Genomic DNA, 18,726 nt, shown 5'->3' on the forward strand with positions numbered 1-18,726 from the left:
CGAACTCAGTAGTGAAATGCAATAGCGCCGATGGTAGTGTGGGAGTTCCCATGTGAGAGTAGGACATCATCAAGCTTTTATTTAGAGAAACCCGTAGCGAAAGCTACGGGTTTTTTAACCTCTAATGATTAAATAATTATTAAGTTGTTTAACCATTAAAGGTTTTTATCTGGTAACCATAGCATTGTAGAACCACCTGATTCCATGCCGAACTCAGTAGTGAAATGCAATAGCGCCGATGGTAGTGTGGGAGTTCCCATGTGAGAGTAGGACATTACCAGATTCTTATTTAAGCCCTTGTCTAGCGACAAGGGCTTTTTTCGTTTACAGTAGTTTTATTTTATTTATCTATGTTTGAACCCACGTTAACTTGGCAGAATGCTAAGAAAAGAGCTGAAGTGATACATCAGATCAGATCCTTTTTTTATCAAAAAGGTGTTGTTGAAGTAGAAACGCCTTTATTATCACAAGGTACAGTGACAGATAGATACATGGAAGCCTTCTCCACTCAACCTAATGGTACTGCGCCATCACCCACTTATTATTTACAAACTTCGCCAGAATTTGCAATGAAAAGGCTTTTATCTGCGGGTTACAAAGATATTTATCAACTCTGTAAAGCTTTTAGAGATGAAGAACAAGGCAGGTATCATAATCCTGAATTTACTATTCTTGAATGGTATCGTGTTGGTATTGATCACCGAGAGTTAATGAAAGAAGTTGATGCTTTATTAATGTCAGTATTAGCTTGCAAGTCATCAGAAATTATTACTTATAGAAATATTTTTATTAATGAGCTAGCAATCGATCCTTTACTTGCAAGTGTGGAGCAATTGAAACATTTGCTTTATGAAAAAGGGGTTGAAGGAGATTGGATTGTAAATGAAGTGGATAAGGATATTTTGCTACAGGTGTTATTTTCTGAGTGTATTGAAAAAAATATCGGGCAAGATAAACCTTGTATCGTCTATGAATTTCCAGCATCACAAGCATCCCTTGCTAAAATTTGCCAAGAGAATCCGAAAGTCTCTGAAAGATTCGAGGTATATTTTAAAGGTATTGAACTCGCGAATGGCTTTCATGAGCTACGCGATGCTACAGAGCAATTAGCACGGTTTGAACGAGATAATATCCACAGGGTTAACGAAGGAAAAGAGGCTAAACCGATTGATAAACGTTTCATACAAGCTCTAGAATCAGGGTTACCAAGTTGCTCAGGGGTCGCATTAGGTATCGATAGACTTTTGATGATTGCGTTAGGTTTAAACCATATTGAACAGTCAATCTGTTTTATGTTTAATAATGCTTAATAGTTTATATTGTGACAATGTATCATGTGTGATATTATCTCATTAATTACTTAGGATAAGGTTAAGTTCATTGTGTTAGATAGAATTGGTATTACAGCGACATCTCTATGTGCATTACATTGCATATTGCTGCCTGTTATCTTACCTGCACTTCCTTTATTGGGGTTAAGCTTCTTAGCTGACCATACTTGGGAGCATGTATTTTTACTTGTGACAGGTATTCTTGGTTCTATAGCAATGTTTTCAGGGTTTAAACGCTATCACAAAAGGTTATATCCATTTTACTTGCTGATTTTAGGTCTAGTAATTTACTGGATGAAGCATGACTTTTCTGAACAAGCACAGCCTTTCTTTATCATAATAGGGGCAACGTTAATTGTTGCAGCCCATGTGATTAATCTGAAGCTTTGTAATAATTGTAAACGCTGTGATGAACATGGTTGTTCAAGCTAGAGCTTGACGTTAAAGTTTTAAATCTTTTAACTTCCTAGTTAGTGTATTCCTGCCCCAACCAAGTTTTTTTGCCGCTTCTTGTTTATGGCCATTGGTTATTTTTAGGGCAGCTTGTATCATTATTTTTTCAAATTCCGGCAGCGCTTCTTCTAATATTCCGTTCTCTCCTGACGATAATTTTTCATTAGCCCATTGTTTAAGAAGTAGTTGCCAACTTACGCCTTCAGCATCGTAGCTGATAGCTTCTTGAGTGAGCTCGCTTGGTAAGTCTTCTAGGTGAATCTCTTTACTACTTGCCATAACAGTTAAAAATCGACAAATATTTTCAAGTTGTCTGACATTGCCTGGCCAATCAAATTGCTTAAGGTATTCGACAGTAGGTTTGTCTAGTGTTTTCGTTTCAACGCTTAGTTCAATGGCGGCATGTTTAAGAAAGTGTTCACACAGTTGTGGGATATCTTCTCTACGTTCACGTAAACTCGGAATATGAATTCTGATAACATTTAATCGATGGAACAAGTCTTCTCTAAAGTCACCAGAACGAACTTTATCTTCTAAATTTTGATGTGTCGCCGCAAGTATACGAACGTCTACTTGAATAGGGGAGTGACCACCTACTCGATAGAATTGCCCGTCGGCTAATACTCTTAATAATCGAGTTTGAATATCTAGCGGCATATCGCCAATTTCATCAAGAAATAAGGTGCCATTATGTGCTTGTTCGAATCGACCTTGTCTTACTGAATTCGCGCCAGTGAATGCGCCTTTTTCGTGTCCGAATAATTCTGATTCGATCAAATCTTTCGGAATTGCTGCCATATTAAGTGGAATGAAAGGTTCTTTTGCCCTAGGGCTGTGCATATGCAATGCATGGGCGACAAGTTCTTTACCTGTTCCTGACTCACCATTTATTAAAACACTGATACTAGATCGAGATAACCGTCCGATAGCTCGAAAAACTTCTTGCATAGCAGGTGCTTCACCAATTATGCCAACAGCGGCTGAGCTGGGTGCATCTTGACGCGTTTTCGCTTTTACTTCGTGTGCATGAGCTAAGGCACGTTTGCTTAATGCAAGTGCCTCATCAATATCAAATGGTTTAGGTAAGTATTCGAATGCCCCACCCTGATACGCATTAACTGCGCTATCTAAGTCTGAGTGCGCGGTCATAATGATCACAGGAATATCAGGAAAACGTAAATTTATATCATTTAATAACTCCATACCATCGATATTAGGCATGCGAATATCAGATATGATCACTTCGGGTTGGCCGTGATCTAGAGCAGTTAACACATTTTCTGCACTATCAAATGACGCGGAACTGATATTTGCATTTGCAAAGGCTTTTTCTAATACCCAACGAATGGAACTGTCATCGTCTACAACCCAAATTTGTTCTGTAATCATGGCGTTTTATCTTCTGAAATTGGTAATAAAATAATAAATTCGGTATGACCCGGGCGACTAATACAGGAAATTTTCCCTTTGTGTTGGTTTATGAGCGTTTGTGAAATAGCAAGGCCTAAGCCAGTGCCATTAGAGCGTCCTGAAACCATAGGATAGAATAAGGTGTCTTGAATTTTACTTGGGATGCCAGGCCCATTATCGATAATGCTAATTTGTGCCGCAAGTTTAATGCGACGGCCATTAATCGTTTTATTACTGGCAGCGCGTGTTTTTAATCGCACTACACCACTTTCGCCGATAACTTGAATGGCATTACTGACTATGTTTAGTAACGCTTGCTGTATTTTATCAGCATCAAATTTTATGTCTGGTAACGAAGGGTCGTAATCTTTAATAATTTTGATGTCGTGAGGATTATTGAAGCTAACAAGCTGAGCAACTTTTTCCAGTATAAGGTGAATATTTTGACTGTTAAAATCTGGCAATTGATTAGGGCCTAATAAGCGATCAACTAAATTTGTTAACCTGTCTGCTTGTTCAATAATCATTGCTGTGTATTCTTGTTGATCTGGCGTAAGTTCTTTATTGAGTAGTTGAGCAGCACCTCGTAAGCCACCAAGTGGATTTTTTATTTCGTGCGCTAAACCGCGAATTAAATCACGCGCAGACTCCCACTGTTGATGCTGAAATGCTTCTTCACTAATTTGTTTTTGTTGATCAATTTGTTTAATTTCAAGCAATATAAACGGAGCGTTATCTAAGGAAAATGAGGAAGCTGTTAGTTCAACGGTGATTACACGTTTATCAAAAAACTCTAACACAACATCACTATCACTAAACTCTTGGCCTGAGGTCAACAGTTGTTTTAAACGTATACTACTAATGGGGCTATTAAAAAAAACATGTTGTAAACTTTGATTGCGCAACTTGTTAAGGCTTTTAACTAATAATGCTTCGGTAGCTGGATTTGCGTATTGAATGTTTAATTGGCTATCAAGCACAATCACAGCCGTTACCATATGATTGGGTAAATTCTGTTGATAATATAATTTTGCTGTTGCGTCTAATTTTTTTGTACTAGGCATAAAACCTCTATGCACTAAAATGGTGCGAATATTTTTTAGTGTAAAGTTAAAACCTATTTATTGCACGATTATATCGGCTAATTAGCGCTTATTTTTGAAGCTCTGTGCATATAAAAGGTTATTTGCTTAGACGATGCAATAACCTTGCCTTTCTCATTAAGGAGAGATAATTTTAATTGATGCTCGCCCCTGTCAATATTAGACAGCCTAAACTGAGCATAGCTTTGCGGAGAGTTGTAAGGTTTATTATCGAGTAAAAGTTGAATAGTGTGCCCTTGTTTAAATAAGGGTTTTATTCTACCTTGCACCAAAAGAGAACCAGTATTGTCTCGAATAGTTTGTTTATTGCTAGGTTGGGTAATTTCGACATTGAATTTATCTTCGATTACTTTAGGCTTTATATCAAGAATGGATGTATCCACATGGGTAGAGATAATGTTTTTTTCTTGAACCTCAACTTCTTCAGCGCCGGGGCGTGGGGTATCTGAATAAACGACTTTGCCAGATTCATCAACCCAAACATAGACCTTGGTAGATGCAGCATCAGCCACTTGTGAGAAAGAGATGCAAAGCATTAGAGCACAAATTAAATAGATATTTTTCAATGTGTACTCCTTTTAAATAAATCGATTACCTTTTAATCTATCGAAAAAATATCAAATTAGCTACAAAAAAGCTCACCGAAGTGAGCTTTTTCTTTAATCTCAGTAAATTACTGATTAAAGGCTGTAATACATTTGGAACTCAACTGGGTGAGTTGTCATATTTAGTGTTTCAACTTCTTCACGCTTTAAGCCGATATATGCATTTATCATATCTGTATCCATTACGCCGCCAGCTGTTAAGAAATCATTATCTGCTTCAAGTGCGTCTAGCGCTTCTTCAAGCGATGAGGCGACTTGTGGGATCGCTGCTGCTTCTTCTGCAGGCAGGTCGTACAAGTCTTTGTCCATTGCATCACCAGGATGGATTTTATTTTTGATACCGTCTAGGCCAGCCATTAACATTGCAGAGAATGCTAAGTAAGGGTTAGCTGTAGGATCAGGGAAACGTGCTTCAATACGACGTGCTTTCGGTGAAGGCACCACTGGAATACGAATAGATGCTGAGCGGTTACGTGCAGAGTAAGCAAGCATTACAGGCGCTTCAAAACCTGGTACTAAACGTTTGTATGAGTTAGTTGAAGCATTAGTAAATGCGTTTAATGCTTTAGCATGCTTAATGATACCACCGATGTAATAAAGTGCAGTTTCAGAAAGTCCGCCATACTTATCACCAGCAAAAAGGTTAACGCCGTCTTTTGCTAGTGATTGATGTACATGCATACCAGTGCCGTTGTCACCTACAAGTGGTTTAGGCATGAAAGTCGCTGTTTTACCGTAAGCATGTGCAACGTTATGAACAACATACTTGTAGATTTGTACTTCATCAGCCTTTTTAACCATGGTGTTAAAACGACATGCGATTTCGTTTTGGCCAGCTGTTGCTACTTCATGGTGATGTGCTTCAACAACTAAGCCCATTTCTTCCATAACTAAACACATTGCTGAACGTAAATCTTGTGAAGAATCAACAGGTGCTACTGGGAAATAACCACCTTTTACACCTGGACGATGGCCAGTGTTGCCATCTTCATAAGAAGTGTTTGAATTCCAGGCTGCTTCTTTATCGTCGATTGAATAGCTTGCACCGCTCATGTCTGCTTTGAATTTAACGTCATCGAATACGAAAAACTCTGGTTCAGGACCAATCAGTACTGTGTCTGCTATACCTGTAGAGCGCATGTACTCTTCAGCGCGATGTGCTACTGAACGAGGATCACGGCTATAACCTTGCATTGTTCCTGGTTCAACGATGTCACAACGAATGTTTAAGGTAACTTCTTCTGTGAATGGGTCTAAAACAGCAGTCGATGCGTCAGGCATTAATACCATGTCTGATTCGTTAATGCCTTTCCAGCCTGCAATTGAAGAGCCATCAAACATTTTTCCATCTTCGAAGAAATCTTCATCAACTTGATGGTACGGTAATGAAACGTGTTGTTCTTTACCTTTTGAATCAGTAAAACGTAAGTCAACGAACTTAACGTCATTTTCTTTGATTAAGTCTAATACTGCTTGTGACATGAGTGTCTCCAGTGAAATGAACAAAATTAATATAAATGCTTGTACCGCATTTTGCTTTGCTAGGGTGTAAGCTAAAAGTGTGCCAAGCGATAACTTGTTGTAATATAAGTTCTTTTGTAAAACTAAGTTTTGCCATTGCACCAAGATGATCCTTACCTTGCATCTGTATGGTGCAATAGCAGTGTAAGAGACAATGCGTTATTTTTCTAGCAAATGAAATTTATATTTCATTATATTTTCATTGTTAGGGAGACTGCTGTACAATACGCGCCCAATTGAAGCCCTTTGAGCAAATTCCAGTGTTAGATAAATTACGTAACATCGCTATTATAGCCCACGTTGACCATGGTAAAACTACCTTGGTTGATAAATTATTAGATCAATCAGGTACATTAGATTCAAGAACAGATCTTGAAGAACGTGTGATGGACTCAAACGATATCGAAAAAGAACGCGGTATCACCATTTTGGCTAAAAATACAGCCATTAATTGGAAAGACTACAGAGTGAACATTGTGGATACTCCTGGTCACGCTGATTTCGGTGGTGAAGTTGAGCGTGTAATGTCGATGGTTGATTCTGTACTACTTATTGTAGATGCACAGGAAGGCCCTATGCCGCAAACACGCTTTGTAACGCAAAAAGCCTTTGCTCAAGGGTTAAAGCCTATTGTTGTTATTAACAAAATTGACAAACCTGGTGCTCGTGCTGAATGGGTAATGGATCAAGTATTTGACTTATTCGATAACCTTGGTGCTACAGATGAACAATTAGACTTTCAGGTTGTTTATGCCTCAGCAATTAATGGTTGGGCATCTTTAGAAGAAGGTGAAGAAGGCGCAGATATGACGCCGCTTTTCCAAACAATTGTTGATCAAGTACCTGCACCAGAAGCAGATCCTGAAGGTGCATTTCAAATGCAGATTTCTCAATTAGATTACAGCTCTTATTTAGGCGTAATCGGTGTTGGTCGTATCACTCGCGGTACTGTTAAACCTAACCAACAAGTGACTGTTCAGGGTGCTACTGGAAAAATACACAATGGCAAGGTAGGAAAAGTATTTGGCTACTTAGGCTTAGAGCGTCACGAAACAGATTTAGCTGAAGCTGGTGATATTATTGCTATTACGGGTTTAGGCGAATTAAAAATATCAGATACAATTTGCTGTCCAAATGAAGTTGCACCTTTACCACCGTTATCTGTTGATGAACCTACAGTAACAATGACATTCCAAGTAAATACATCACCTTTTTCAGGTAAAGAAGGTAAGTATGTTACTTCGCGTAATATCAAAGATCGTTTAGATAAAGAACTTGTTCATAATGTTGCTTTACGCGTTGAACAATTAGACGATCCAGATAAATTCAAAGTGTCTGGCCGTGGCGAACTTCATTTAGGTATTTTAATTGAAAATATGCGTCGTGAAGGTTATGAATTAGCTGTTTCTCGTCCTGAAGTTATTATGCGTGAAGTAGATGGTCAAATTGAAGAGCCTTATGAAACAGTAACAATTGATGTTGAAGAAGAACATCAAGGTTCAATCATGGAAAAAATGGGCTTACGTAAAGCGGAGCTTACTGACATGGCCCCTGATGGTAAAGGTCGTATTCGCATGGACTTTATCATGCCAAGCCGTGGTTTAATTGGTTTCCAAACTGAGTTTATGACATTAACGTCAGGTTCTGGTTTGATTTATCATACGTTCTTCGAGTATGGACCACATAAAGGCGGTGAAATTGGCCAACGCTTGAACGGTGTAATGATCGCTAATGCTACGGGTAAGGCGTTAACTAATGCTTTATTCAATCTACAGGAACGTGGTCGTTTAATGATTGGTCATGGTGTTGAAGTTTATGAAGGTATGGTCATCGGTATTCATAGCCGTGATAATGACCTGACAGTAAATGCCCTTAAAGGTAAGCAGTTAACTAACGTACGTGCGTCAGGAACTGACGAAGCGCAAGTGTTAACACCGCCAATCTTGATGACATTAGAGCAAGCATTAGAATTTATTGATGACGATGAGCTTGTTGAAGTAACACCAGAGAATATTCGTATTCGTAAGAAATGGTTAAAAGAGTCTGATAGAAAGCGTGAAAGTAGAACGGCTAAAAAGTCATAGTTTTATTTATTCGCAATAAATTAGCAATAAAAATACCGCGTAATTCGCGGTATTTTTTTGCCTTTTAAAACTGTTATGGTGTTGTGTTCGGCTTGCAATATCTATCGCTGTAGTGACTGAAGAACGTTTCATTTTTATACGTGAAACAGTAGTAGGAAAATATGTAAAATACGATGTAATGCCATTTCGTCTAAGAAAGTGAGTGCTTAGCGAGAATTTAAAGGTGTAGAAGCACAGGTTAGTTGTTCCCGACCTAACTTAAGCGCCTACATCCTTCTACGCAAGGCACTGATTGCAGAGAATAGTTATTCTATTGTTAAAATCAATTTAATAGTAAGGTAAGTCAAAGCAGCAGAGTTTGTGAGATATATCTCAAGCTGCTGTCAGCATTTTGATTATTCTCTATCATATATATCCAGTAGTGCTTTTTAACCTTTTAATTTTAATAGGTTTTACTTTTTTTGAGTTTTGGTTTGTGTTTTCTAATAACTTAAGGATATTAATGCTCGCTGGCTGAATGCTCATTCAGTGCTACACTTATTTCCATAGTAAATACCTGATCTTGAATGCTATGGAGTGGTTAGCAAGGGGTGTAGTAATGGAAAGAAATAACATAAACAGGTTAAATGTGCTTTTTGAAAAAGCGATGTCTAACCAAGCAAATTTACTGGAGCGTAAAGAGCTGAATCGGCTTTATCAAGCGTTTATTGATGACGGACGTGATAAACCAAAAGCTACGGTTATTAGGCATGAACACATAAAAGTAGCAATTGGATAAGAGAATAAACATAACAATAACGATAAAAGGAATTAAAGATGTCTCCTGAGCAACTTAAAAAGCTGCATTCACTAAGCCAACTCTTTAGGGACGGGCAAGCAGGAAGTGAACAAGTGAAAGAGTTATCTGAGCTGTTAGCCTCGATAAATCATCATTTTGATCCAGATAATGATCTCGCGAGTGAAGAAAGATTAACGATAAGAAACAGAGTAAATTAATTTACTCTGTTTTTAATGTCTCAATAAATGCTTGAGAATCATCTATTGAACGATTCATTTGTTCTATTAATTGAGCAACATTTTGTTTGATACTGGTATATTCAGCGTTTAATGAACCAATTGCTTTGGCGTTTAAGTTATGTTTCAAATATAACATGTTGTCTTGTAACGCAGATAAAACAGGTTGCATTTTATCTTTGGCACGATGCATTGCACTGATAACATTTTTATAGCGACGCTCAGTGTCACGAAGTTGCACTTGGCTTTGTTGTTTGTACTGCTGATTAGAAAATTGTTCTATCTCATCTTGCCATTCATCGAAGAGAGCCTGAGCCACATCTTCAATGAGTGAAATGCGTTCGGCAACATCATCTGCAGCTTCTTTACTTGATTCATAATGATCTTTACTGCGTTCATAGTGTGATTGTAGCTCGCCACCTTCAAAATTCATCAACTTGGTAAATTGCTCAAGTGCATCTTGAAACTCTTGCTTAGCCTCTTCTTGCGAATCTGTCGCCTTTTCTACGCGATCAATGAGAATATCACGCTTATGTGTACCAACTTTTTCCATCGCGGAATAATAGGCAGATTGACAACCAACGAGAATAAATAGCGATATTATTCCCATCAATTTAATAGGTTTATTACAGAACATGATAATTAACTTCTAAATTTTGCGGCATCAATAATTGCCCATACGTGAAAAATAAACCCAGGTATTGCCATGAAAAATAGAATTCCTGTTGCTGCTAAAGAGTAATTTACCCAAGTAAGCAAGAAAAAAATAATTGCTGCAAGTATTCTTCCTTGCACTAATTGACCTAAGCCTGCGATAAAAAAACTACAGATAGCGGCTAATACATTACCACCAGAACCTTGACTAGACATAATTTCTCCTTTTGTATTTTTAAACTACAGTAAAGCTATGGTAGGCTTTCATCAGTAAACCATCATATACTCTATCATTAAACGATGTCACTAATTATGCAATATGAGCTTTGTAAATAAAATTGTAAATTCTCAACAATGGGTTTCGATTAGCCAATTTATCGTGTTTTTTGTTAAACGTTTATTCGTTGAGCAAATTCATGTGAATGCAGGTTATTTAGCATATGTCACCTTAATGTCGTTGGTGCCATTAGTGGTGGTCATGTTATCTGTAATGACGGCATTTCCGATTTTTAGTGAAATTAAAATTATCATTGAAAATTTTGTTTATCAAAATTTCTTACCTGCTGCCGGTGATGTTGTACGGGAGCACATTACTGGATTTGCAACAAATGCTTCTAAAATGTCAGCAGTGGCAATTACCTTTTTATTTGTGTTTGCTCTGATGTTAATTTCAGCTATTGATAAAACATTGAATAAATTATGGCGAGTGTCTAAAAAAAGACGTTTGATCACTGCTTTTTCTATGTATTGGATGGTATTAACATTAGGTCCTGTACTGGTTGGCAGTAGTATTGCTGCAACATCTTATGTCGTTTCATTTATGTCATTAGATGGCTATGAACTGTTTGGGCTTGATCATATTGTAATGCGTTTAGTACCACTACTTACATCGGTCGCGGCTTTTCTTATCATTTATTTAGTGATCCCAAATAAATATATTCCTTTTAAATATGCAATATCTGGTGCAACACTTGCGGCAATATTATTTGAAATTGCGAAGAAAGGATTTGCTTTTTATGTTACACAGCTTCCTTCCTATCAAGCTATATATGGAGCTTTAGCGACGATACCTATATTGTTTTTGTGGGTTTACTTGTCTTGGCTTATTGTGCTGTTTGGCGCAATTTTTACTGTGTGTTTGCAAGATTTTAAAACAGAATCTGCCGCAGAGGAGCAATAGAAAGTGACTAGAATATTAAACCCCAAAATATCTCCCTTTCATACTGAATTTGTTGATGTAGGTGAACAACATCAAATTTACCTAGAACAAGCTGGTAATGTAAAAGGTATTCCTGTTCTTTACTTACATGGCGGACCTGGCGGCGGTACTAGCGAAAATCATCGACGATATTTTGATCCTGAAAAATATCACTATATTAGTTTTGATCAACGAGGCTGCGGTCAATCTACGCCAGCGGCTGAAATTGAGAATAATACGTCTGAAAAGCTCATTGATGATATTGAATTTATTCGCCGTCATTTAAAGATAGAACAATGGCTAGTGGTTGGTGGTTCTTGGGGAACAACGCTCGCTTTATTATATGGCATTGAACACCCACAACGTGTTTTAGGTTTTATATTACGAGGTGTCTTCTTAGCCACTCAGCAAGAATACAATTGGTTGTACAAACCTGATGGTGTACAAGGCTTTTTTCCTGATTATTATCAAGATTTCATATCACCATTAGATGAAGCTCAAAAGTTAGATCCTATCAAAGGATATGGAGATATTTTCGCGGGTGATAATGAACTAGCAAAAAGTGCAGCTTGTAAAGCATGGTATTTATGGGAGCTAAGACTTTCAAGTATTGAACATCCTCCATTAGGGCTTTCCCAAGTTGAAGATTTTCATCAGGCCTGTTGTATGGCGAAAATATCACAGCATTATTTCCAACAAAAAAGCTTTATTAAAGAAAATTATATCATTGAAAATATTAATAAAATTTCTAATATACCTGCCATTGTTATACATGGTCGCTATGATATGGTATGCCAACTTCAACAAGCGTATAAACTTGTTGAACATTGGCCAAGCGCTCGTTTGCAAATATTACCGCAAGCAGGGCACAGCGGTTTTGAAAGCCAGACAATTGACGCAATGTGTAAAGCAACAGATGTTATGGCAGATTTTTTAAGAGATAAGTAAATATGATTGCATTAATTCAGCGTGTTAGCCAAGCTTCTGTTGACGTTGAGCACAACACTGTGGGCAAAATAGAAAAAGGTTTGTTGGTGTTATTAGCGATTGAACCAGAAGATAACGAAGCGAAAGCAACTCGGCTTGCTGAGCGTGTGGCCGGTTATCGAGTGTTTGAAGATGATAATGGAAAAATGAATCTTAACGTTGCTCAAGCAGAAGGCGATATTTTAGTCATTTCTCAGTTTACCCTTGCGGCAGATACCTCAAGAGGTATGCGCCCAAGCTTTACTGGTGCAGCAGCACCTGAATTTAGTAAAAAATTATATCAATATTTTTGTCAGCAGTTACGAGAAAAAGGCTTTCGTGTACCTACGGGAGTTTTTGGTGCAGACATGAAAGTAAGCTTGCTCAACGATGGCCCTGTCACTTTTCAATTAACGATCTAAGCTACGGTGTAGCCAAAGTTTACGCGCGCGATTTACGTATCGTGGGGGAATGTATTTGTTTTCTTTTTCACAAGCGTTGCTCGGATGTAAGTGAACAATTATGTTTTTATAGTGCGGCACTTGAAAGTAAATAAGTGAACGTGTTCGTTTTATTTTATTTAGCCGCTGTAAAGTTTCATTAACTTTATTATTTGAGTGATTTGAAATGTTTAACGTAAACCAGTTTTGTTCATTTGATTGATCTATCATTGATTCAATTAACGGCCATTCGTCATCATTTTTTTGTGAAGAAAATATATCATAAATGAGCCAGTCTACGCCTGACGTTGAATGATTTAACAGCCACTGTTTTACCGATTGTTGATGAATCAAATAAGGATGATTATTAGGGTTAAAATACTGTTGAAAGCACGCTATCACCTCATTACTCTGCTCAATACTTTCGATGACACTGTTTGGCGATATATGCGATAGAAAACGTAATAAATTTCCACCGCCTAAGCCAAACTCCACTACACGTTTAGGCACGATAAATAGTAAAGGCAACATCATGAAATACTGGTGTGGTAATGTTAAAACGAAAGGCTTGCGTTTTAACATAATACTTTGTGTTGTTTGTCCGAAGTTTAACCAACGGTAGTGCGAATTTTCTACAATGGATAACGAAAATTTGTTATTTAGATAATAACGTACCTTTCCTTGTTGTAAATGTGATTCTAATTTCATTTAATACTTTATTAACGACACTCTATTTACAGCATAGACAATGATTTCATGTATCGCTCCTCAAACGCAGGAACAATTTAAACAATACTACGCTTTACGCTGGCAAGAATTACGAGCTCCATGGCAACAACCTAAGGGTAGTGAGCAAGATGAGCTTGAAAAGACTGCTTTTCACCGTATGCTTGTTGATGAGCAAGGTAAAGTTTATGCTGTTGGTCGGCTGCATATCGATAACAAATGGCAGGGTCATATCCGGTACGTAGCAACAGACAAACATCAGCAAGGAAAAGGACTTGGTAAAACAATAATGCTGGCGTTAGAGCAGCTAGCAAAAGCGCATGGTGTGCATACTATCACTTTGAACGCGCGTGAAAATGCATTATGTTTTTACCAGAATATTGGCTATACAACGAAATCTATCGCGCATAAACTTTACAATGACATACAACATTTTTCGATGGAAAAAAGGTTAACTGAAATACCAGAGAATCAATGTTCATTGATCAAATCATTACAGCACATATGGCATAACACCATACCGCTAAGTAAAGTGATGGGTATTACCGCTGATTTTTATGATGGTAATACTTTTTTAACGCATTGTGATATTGCAATTAATAAGAACATTCATCAAACAATGTTTGCTGGCAGTATTTATACTTTAGCCACCTTAACGGGTTGGGGGTGGGTTTATCTACAAATTAATGCACAAAATGTTCAAGGAGATATTGTGCTTGCAGATGGAAAAATCAAATATTTTAAACCTATACCAGATGGAGCCAATGGGGTGATTGAACGTGAGAATACTTCAGGTGATGCATTGCTAACAGAGCAACAAGGTAAAACTAGTTTTATCGTTGAAGTTGGCATATATACAGGAGATACCTTAGCCGCTCAATTTAAAGGTAAATATGTGGTGGTAACGAAACGATGAGAAGGTTTTGGTTAATTTTTTCTTTTATTTCAAGCTTTAGCTATGCTCAACATGAGATAGAGCATGTACTTGATAATTTTCATAAAGCAGCAGGTGCCGCTGATTTTACAGGCTATTTCGCCTTATTGGCTAACGACAGTATTTTTCTTGGAACTGATGCTACAGAGCGTTGGGATAAAGCGAGTTTTAAAGCCTTTGCAAAACCACACTTTGATAAAGGAAACGGTTGGCTTTATCAGCCGACACACAGAAATATTACCATCATAGAAGCGAATAAAATCGCAATGTTTGATGAGTTGTTAACAAATGAATTTTATGGTCAATGTAGAGGCTCAGGAATCATTGTAAAACGTGAAGGGCATTGGAAAATTTTGCAATATAATTTATCAATCCCGGTACCAAATAAGCTTTCAAATCAAGTGGTATCAATCATTAACGGTTCAAAAAACAAGTGAGAATAACGAGCAATGGCTAATAAGCAAGACGCTATCAATATAAAAAAACCATCTGTTGGGATTATCGGCTGTGGTTGGTTGGGCTTAGCGTTAGCGAAAAAGTGTTTAGAGAAATCAATTAACGTGATAGCTACAACACAAAGTGAAACAAGTTTAACAACAGTAAAAGCGCATGGCTTGCATGGTCATTTGTTAAGTTTGCCTTTAGCACCTAATGATACGAATCAATATGCTGTTTTTGATCAGGATATTTTAATCGTTTGCTTTCCTCCTAAGCTTCGAAATGGTCAGAAAAACTATGTTCAAAAAATCAAAAATATCGTTAAATTTTCGAAAAATAGTCATGTTCGAAAAGTTGTGTTGATCAGTACGACTGCAGTTTATCAAGGGCATACCGGTGAAGTTGATGAAAACACGCCGTTAAAGCTTGATATTGAAAAAGTAGCGATACTCGCGCAAGCTGAGCAGCAAATTTGTTCGATTAATGATGACTGTGTCGTGTTAAGGTGTGCTGGGTTGGTCGGCCCAGAAAGATACCCAGGGAACTTTTTTACTAAAGGAAAAGTGGTAAAATCACCGAATGCATACGTGAACTTAGTCCATCAGTTTGATGTTGTTGAGCAAATATTCGCTTTTATCACGCAGCAATTACCTGGCGGAATATATAATTGTGTCAGTGAAATGCAGGTTACCAAACAACACTTTTATGAAATAGCTGCTAAATTAGCGGGAAAGCCAAGCCCCGTATTTGATCAATTATCTGAACTTGATTTAGGAAAATATGTTTTAGCAAATAAGCTACGCCAAATATCACCCGTACAACATCAATATGATGATCTGATTGCGTGGTTATCAACTCCCCAGAATGATTGATAGGATGTATTAATGTCAAACATCAAACAAACAAGTTTTTTTAGTCTTTGCTTATTTTTACATGTGTTTTTATTTAATTTAGTGATGGTAAATAGCAATGGCCTTCATTTTTATTGGCAAGAAAACTTAAACCATAAAGCACTTTTTGTGTATTTTTTGACGGCCTTATCAGGTGGAAGCGTATATTTTATTACGGGGCACATAAGGAAATTGGTGGCTCAGAAAGAAAACACCAATTTTGATCATGTTTGGCCAATATTGTCAGTGCTAGTGTTAAGCCTGTTGGTTTTATTATTAGCTTATTAAACCTACTTGAATGAAAACAAGTAGGCTTATGAGCAATTGTTAAACGAGCTAAATGGGTTTACTGCCTAATGTTTTAAGCCACTGTTCAAAGTCTAATAAGTTCGCAGGCAAAATTACCTTTCTGCTTTTATCGCTTAAACCTGAAAGCTTGCTGAGGTATTGTTCATTTAATTGCATTTGAATTGCCTGATCGCCACCTGGCTGTTCAATTGCTTGTGCCACTTTTTCAATGGCATTCCCTGTTGCTGTTGCAATGGCTAAAATTTCAGCCGCCTTACCTTCCGCAGTGTTAATCCTTCGCTGTTTCTCACCTTCTGAAATATTGATCATTTCGGTCATTTCACCTTCAGAACGGTTTATTCTACTTGCTTTTTCACCTAAGCTTTTTGCTAATATAGCGCGTTTTTCACGCTCAGCATTTACTTGTAACTCCATTGCATTAGTGACTGTTAGCGGAGGAGTTATATTTTTTATTTCATAACGATGAACGCGTATTCCCCAGAGTTCTCCGGCTTTATCTAATACTTCGACTACTTTAGCACTGATAATATCGCGTTCTTCGAAGGTACGATCTAAATCTAACGTGCCTATAACTGAACGGGTTGTCGTTTGTGCTAACTGCATGGCAGCAAAACGATAGTCCGTTATGCCGTAACTTGCTTTTAAAGGGTCGGTAACCTGTATATAAATCACCCCATCAACTTCGACATTAACTTCATCTTTTGAAAAGCATTCTTGAGGAGGGACATCTATGGTTTCTTCTTTTAAATCTTGTATAAAGGCCACGCGGTCAATAAAAGGTAGTAAAACATGAAATCCTGCTTCAAGAGTGCAGCGATATTTACCTAATCGCTCAATCACGTAAGCTGATTTTGTTGGTACTAAGCAAATTGCTTGAATAAACTTATAGGCTAAATATAGAAAAATAGCAGCCCAAATACCCAGTACAATAAGATCTAATTGTGAAATATTATCAGGGATCATTTCGTCGCTCCTTGCACGTTTTGCGTCACTTTATCCATACCTTCAAAGAAACCTTCAAGTTTTGCAAGCTCGGTAGGTAAAACGGAAACATCGGCAGTTTTCAATATATCACCAGTTTGTTGAATAAATTGTTCTAATAAGCGCATTCTAATCGCTTTATCACCACAGGGTTTTGAAGCCGCATTAGCAATTAATGAGATCCCTTCAGCCGTTGCTTGGGTTAAAATTTCAATTTCTGCTGCACGCCCATGTGCTTCATTTATTTGACGTTGTTTGTCACCTTCCGATAAATTGATTGCCTCTTGTCTTTGCCCTTCGGATAAGTTTATGGTCGATTCTTTTTCAGCAAGCGCTAAGGTGATTTCTGCTCTTTTTTGTCGTTCAGCTTCCATTTGTTTTTCTAAGGTATGAATAACATTGTCAGACGGGGTAATATTTCTTAGTTCGTAACGTAGTACTTTTATACCCCAAGGATCAGAAGCTTTGTCAATTTCACGAACAATGGTTTCATTGAGCGTATCGCGCTCTGAAAAGGTTTGGCTTAAATTTAATTTACCGATTTCACTTCGCATGGTAGTTTGGGCTAAATTAATGCTGGCACGCTTATAGTCTTCAATACCATAACTTGCTTTTGCGCCATCCATCACTTGAATATACACTAAGCCATCGACATTAATTTGAATGTTATCTCTTGATATACAGCTTTGAGCCGGAATATCTAACACTTGTTCGCGTGTTTCATGACGGTAAGCGACACGATCAATAAATGGAATAAGAAAGTGAATTCCTGGTTCCATGACCGCACGAAATTTACCAAGGCGCTCTATCACACAAACTTCTTTCATTTGCACAATCAACACCAACTTTACCACAATAAAAAGTAACGCAAGCAGTGCGAAAGTAAGCGTGGCTAACATAAAAACCCTCCAGGTTTTAAGGTAGTAGTAAAATTAAAAATTAGACGTTATTTAATCGGTTCAACAACTAAAGAGATGTTATCTTTACAAACGATAGTGGCTTGGCAGCCCGCTGGAATTTCAGAACCGTCACTTAGTGCTGTCCAAGATGTTCCTTGAAACGAAACTCTACCGGCATGTGTACCAGGGCCGATATTTTCGGTCACTACAACTTTTTTGCCATAGATATCGAGTTCTTCATAAATGTTGCCAATGGTTTGCTCGCCTTTGAAGAACTTTTCTGTGAAAAAATAGAGCACAAACAACAGCACAGTTGCACTAATAAACCAAGCAGTGAGAGTCAATACCCAAGTATCAAGAATGTTTTGTTGTACGCCAATGGCAACAAGTAAAGAAGCGATGCCAAGGTTCAGTAAAATTCCGCCAGGTATAAAAATTTCAAGGCAAGAGAATAAAATTGCAAGTACAATCCACGTTTCAAAATACAAAATATATTCCACTACTCACTCCTTGTTTTCTAGCTGGAAATTCGTTGTCTATGATAGACAAGTTAGTCCTAGTATAACGTAAAAAAAATGTTTCACTACTGTAATTTAAACGTTATTGTTTTTTTAGCTTAGATAACGAAGTGTCACTATATCAAGTGTTTATGAATATACGTTATACAAACAATGAAATAAAATAGAGCACAAGTGATGAACGGTTACTACGAATTGTTAACAATTTAGCTTTTTACAAGATGTAGAATGGTCGAAGTAACTTAATACCTA

Annotated in this window: 22 protein-coding genes and 1 rRNA gene; 13 read left to right on the top strand and 10 right to left on the bottom strand. The window is 37.5% G+C overall.

The features are described 5' to 3' along the window. The first annotated feature begins 168 nt into the window (after nt 1–168). The 3 genes from rrf to Q4489_RS03945 all read left to right on the top strand — a co-directional run bounded on the left by rrf (nt 169) and on the right by Q4489_RS03945 (nt 1,763). Nucleotides 169–283 (top strand): 5S ribosomal RNA (gene rrf, locus Q4489_RS03935). A 67-nt stretch (nt 284–350) separates the two neighbouring features. Then, the gene (epmA, locus tag Q4489_RS03940) at nt 351–1,310 is read left to right on the top strand and encodes an elongation factor P--(R)-beta-lysine ligase (RefSeq protein WP_303477385.1); all 960 of its coding nucleotides are present in this window, start codon (nt 351–353) and stop codon (nt 1,308–1,310) included. Nucleotides 1,311–1,382: 72 nt separating this feature from the next. Next, nucleotides 1,383–1,763, top strand: a complete 381-nt coding sequence (locus Q4489_RS03945; protein WP_074499513.1) for a MerC domain-containing protein — start codon at nt 1,383–1,385, stop codon at nt 1,761–1,763. A 9-nt stretch (nt 1,764–1,772) separates the two neighbouring features. Here the strand turns inward: Q4489_RS03945 and glnG are convergent, their stop codons facing one another. From glnG to glnA, 4 genes are all read right to left on the bottom strand, one after another. Further along, nucleotides 1,773–3,173 (bottom strand): nitrogen regulation protein NR(I), encoded by a 1,401-nt coding sequence (gene glnG / locus Q4489_RS03950; RefSeq protein ID WP_303477389.1) that lies wholly within the window; start codon nt 3,171–3,173, stop codon nt 1,773–1,775. Then, nucleotides 3,170–4,258 (bottom strand): nitrogen regulation protein NR(II), encoded by a 1,089-nt coding sequence (glnL, locus tag Q4489_RS03955; protein WP_303477391.1) that lies wholly within the window; start codon nt 4,256–4,258, stop codon nt 3,170–3,172. Before glnL ends, glnG begins: the two co-directional genes overlap by 4 nt. A 77-nt stretch (nt 4,259–4,335) precedes the next feature. Continuing rightward, the gene (locus tag Q4489_RS03960) at nt 4,336–4,863 is read right to left on the bottom strand and encodes a DUF4124 domain-containing protein (RefSeq protein WP_303477394.1); all 528 of its coding nucleotides are present in this window, start codon (nt 4,861–4,863) and stop codon (nt 4,336–4,338) included. Nucleotides 4,864–4,977: 114 nt separating this feature from the next. Continuing rightward, entirely contained in the window at nt 4,978–6,384 is a 1,407-nt protein-coding gene (gene glnA, locus Q4489_RS03965; protein WP_303477397.1) for a glutamate--ammonia ligase, read from the bottom strand. Nucleotides 6,385–6,683: 299 nt separating this feature from the next. Between glnA and typA the strand changes: the two genes are divergently transcribed. The 3 genes from typA to Q4489_RS03980 all read left to right on the top strand — a co-directional run bounded on the left by typA (nt 6,684) and on the right by Q4489_RS03980 (nt 9,503). After that, on the top strand, nt 6,684–8,507 hold the full coding sequence (gene typA / locus Q4489_RS03970; RefSeq protein WP_303477400.1) for a translational GTPase TypA: 1,824 nt from the start codon (nt 6,684–6,686) through the stop codon (nt 8,505–8,507). A gap of 598 nt (nt 8,508–9,105) precedes the next feature. Beyond that, a complete protein-coding gene (locus tag Q4489_RS03975) occupies nt 9,106–9,285 on the top strand; it encodes a hypothetical protein (RefSeq protein WP_303477403.1) in 180 nt (59 codons plus the stop codon). A gap of 38 nt (nt 9,286–9,323) precedes the next feature. Further along, nucleotides 9,324–9,503: a hypothetical protein gene (locus Q4489_RS03980; RefSeq protein ID WP_074495193.1), complete on the top strand. Its 180-nt coding sequence runs from the start codon at nt 9,324–9,326 to the stop codon at nt 9,501–9,503. A gap of 1 nt (nt 9,504) precedes the next feature. Here the strand turns inward: Q4489_RS03980 and Q4489_RS03985 are convergent, their stop codons facing one another. After that, nucleotides 9,505–10,158, bottom strand: a complete 654-nt coding sequence (locus Q4489_RS03985) for a DUF2959 domain-containing protein (RefSeq protein WP_303477408.1) — start codon at nt 10,156–10,158, stop codon at nt 9,505–9,507. A gap of 5 nt (nt 10,159–10,163) precedes the next feature. Continuing rightward, nucleotides 10,164–10,391, bottom strand: coding sequence for a hypothetical protein (locus tag Q4489_RS03990; RefSeq protein WP_074495195.1), 228 nt, complete (start codon nt 10,389–10,391; stop codon nt 10,164–10,166). Nucleotides 10,392–10,494: 103 nt separating this feature from the next. Between Q4489_RS03990 and Q4489_RS03995 the strand changes: the two genes are divergently transcribed. The 3 genes from Q4489_RS03995 to dtd are packed head-to-tail and all read left to right on the top strand — an operon-like array spanning nt 10,495 to nt 12,761. Continuing rightward, the gene (locus tag Q4489_RS03995) at nt 10,495–11,355 is read left to right on the top strand and encodes a virulence factor BrkB family protein (protein WP_303477413.1); all 861 of its coding nucleotides are present in this window, start codon (nt 10,495–10,497) and stop codon (nt 11,353–11,355) included. Nucleotides 11,356–11,358: 3 nt separating this feature from the next. Beyond that, entirely contained in the window at nt 11,359–12,321 is a 963-nt protein-coding gene (gene pip, locus Q4489_RS04000) for a prolyl aminopeptidase (protein WP_303477415.1), read from the top strand. 2 nt (nt 12,322–12,323) lie between these two features. Next, on the top strand, nt 12,324–12,761 hold the full coding sequence (gene dtd, locus Q4489_RS04005; protein WP_303477419.1) for a D-aminoacyl-tRNA deacylase: 438 nt from the start codon (nt 12,324–12,326) through the stop codon (nt 12,759–12,761). Here the strand turns inward: dtd and Q4489_RS04010 are convergent. After that, nucleotides 12,750–13,487 (bottom strand): hypothetical protein, encoded by a 738-nt coding sequence (locus Q4489_RS04010; protein WP_303477422.1) that lies wholly within the window; start codon nt 13,485–13,487, stop codon nt 12,750–12,752. The genes dtd and Q4489_RS04010 overlap by 12 nt on opposite strands. A gap of 40 nt (nt 13,488–13,527) precedes the next feature. On the opposite strand from Q4489_RS04010, the gene Q4489_RS04015 reads away from it, so the two are divergent. Genes Q4489_RS04015 through Q4489_RS04030 form a run of 4 tightly spaced genes read left to right on the top strand, consistent with a single transcriptional unit; the run spans nt 13,528 to nt 16,055 of the window. Beyond that, complete coding sequence (locus Q4489_RS04015; protein WP_303477425.1) at nt 13,528–14,421, top strand: bifunctional GNAT family N-acetyltransferase/hotdog fold thioesterase; 894 nt, start codon at nt 13,528–13,530, stop codon at nt 14,419–14,421. Next, entirely contained in the window at nt 14,418–14,876 is a 459-nt protein-coding gene (locus tag Q4489_RS04020; RefSeq protein WP_303477428.1) for a nuclear transport factor 2 family protein, read from the top strand. The genes Q4489_RS04015 and Q4489_RS04020 overlap by 4 nt, the downstream gene beginning before the upstream one ends. A gap of 12 nt (nt 14,877–14,888) precedes the next feature. Next, nucleotides 14,889–15,749, top strand: a complete 861-nt coding sequence (locus Q4489_RS04025; RefSeq protein ID WP_303477431.1) for an NAD(P)H-binding protein — start codon at nt 14,889–14,891, stop codon at nt 15,747–15,749. A gap of 12 nt (nt 15,750–15,761) precedes the next feature. Next, nucleotides 15,762–16,055, top strand: a complete 294-nt coding sequence (locus Q4489_RS04030; protein WP_303477434.1) for a hypothetical protein — start codon at nt 15,762–15,764, stop codon at nt 16,053–16,055. A gap of 48 nt (nt 16,056–16,103) precedes the next feature. Here Q4489_RS04030 and Q4489_RS04035 read toward each other — a convergent pair whose 3' ends face one another. From Q4489_RS04035 to Q4489_RS04045, 3 genes are read right to left on the bottom strand one after another with little or no spacing between them, the layout of a single operon-like run. Further along, complete coding sequence (locus Q4489_RS04035; RefSeq protein ID WP_303477436.1) at nt 16,104–17,039, bottom strand: SPFH domain-containing protein; 936 nt, start codon at nt 17,037–17,039, stop codon at nt 16,104–16,106. Further along, nucleotides 17,036–17,956, bottom strand: coding sequence for an SPFH domain-containing protein (locus Q4489_RS04040; RefSeq protein ID WP_303477439.1), 921 nt, complete (start codon nt 17,954–17,956; stop codon nt 17,036–17,038). The genes Q4489_RS04035 and Q4489_RS04040 overlap by 4 nt, the downstream gene beginning before the upstream one ends. Before the next feature lie 47 nt (nt 17,957–18,003). Then, nucleotides 18,004–18,456 (bottom strand): NfeD family protein, encoded by a 453-nt coding sequence (locus Q4489_RS04045; protein ID WP_286270087.1) that lies wholly within the window; start codon nt 18,454–18,456, stop codon nt 18,004–18,006. Nucleotides 18,457–18,726 lie beyond the last annotated feature (270 nt).

Source organism: Thalassotalea sp. 1_MG-2023, from assembly GCF_030546745.1.
GTDB lineage: Bacteria > Pseudomonadota > Gammaproteobacteria > Enterobacterales > Alteromonadaceae > Thalassotalea_C.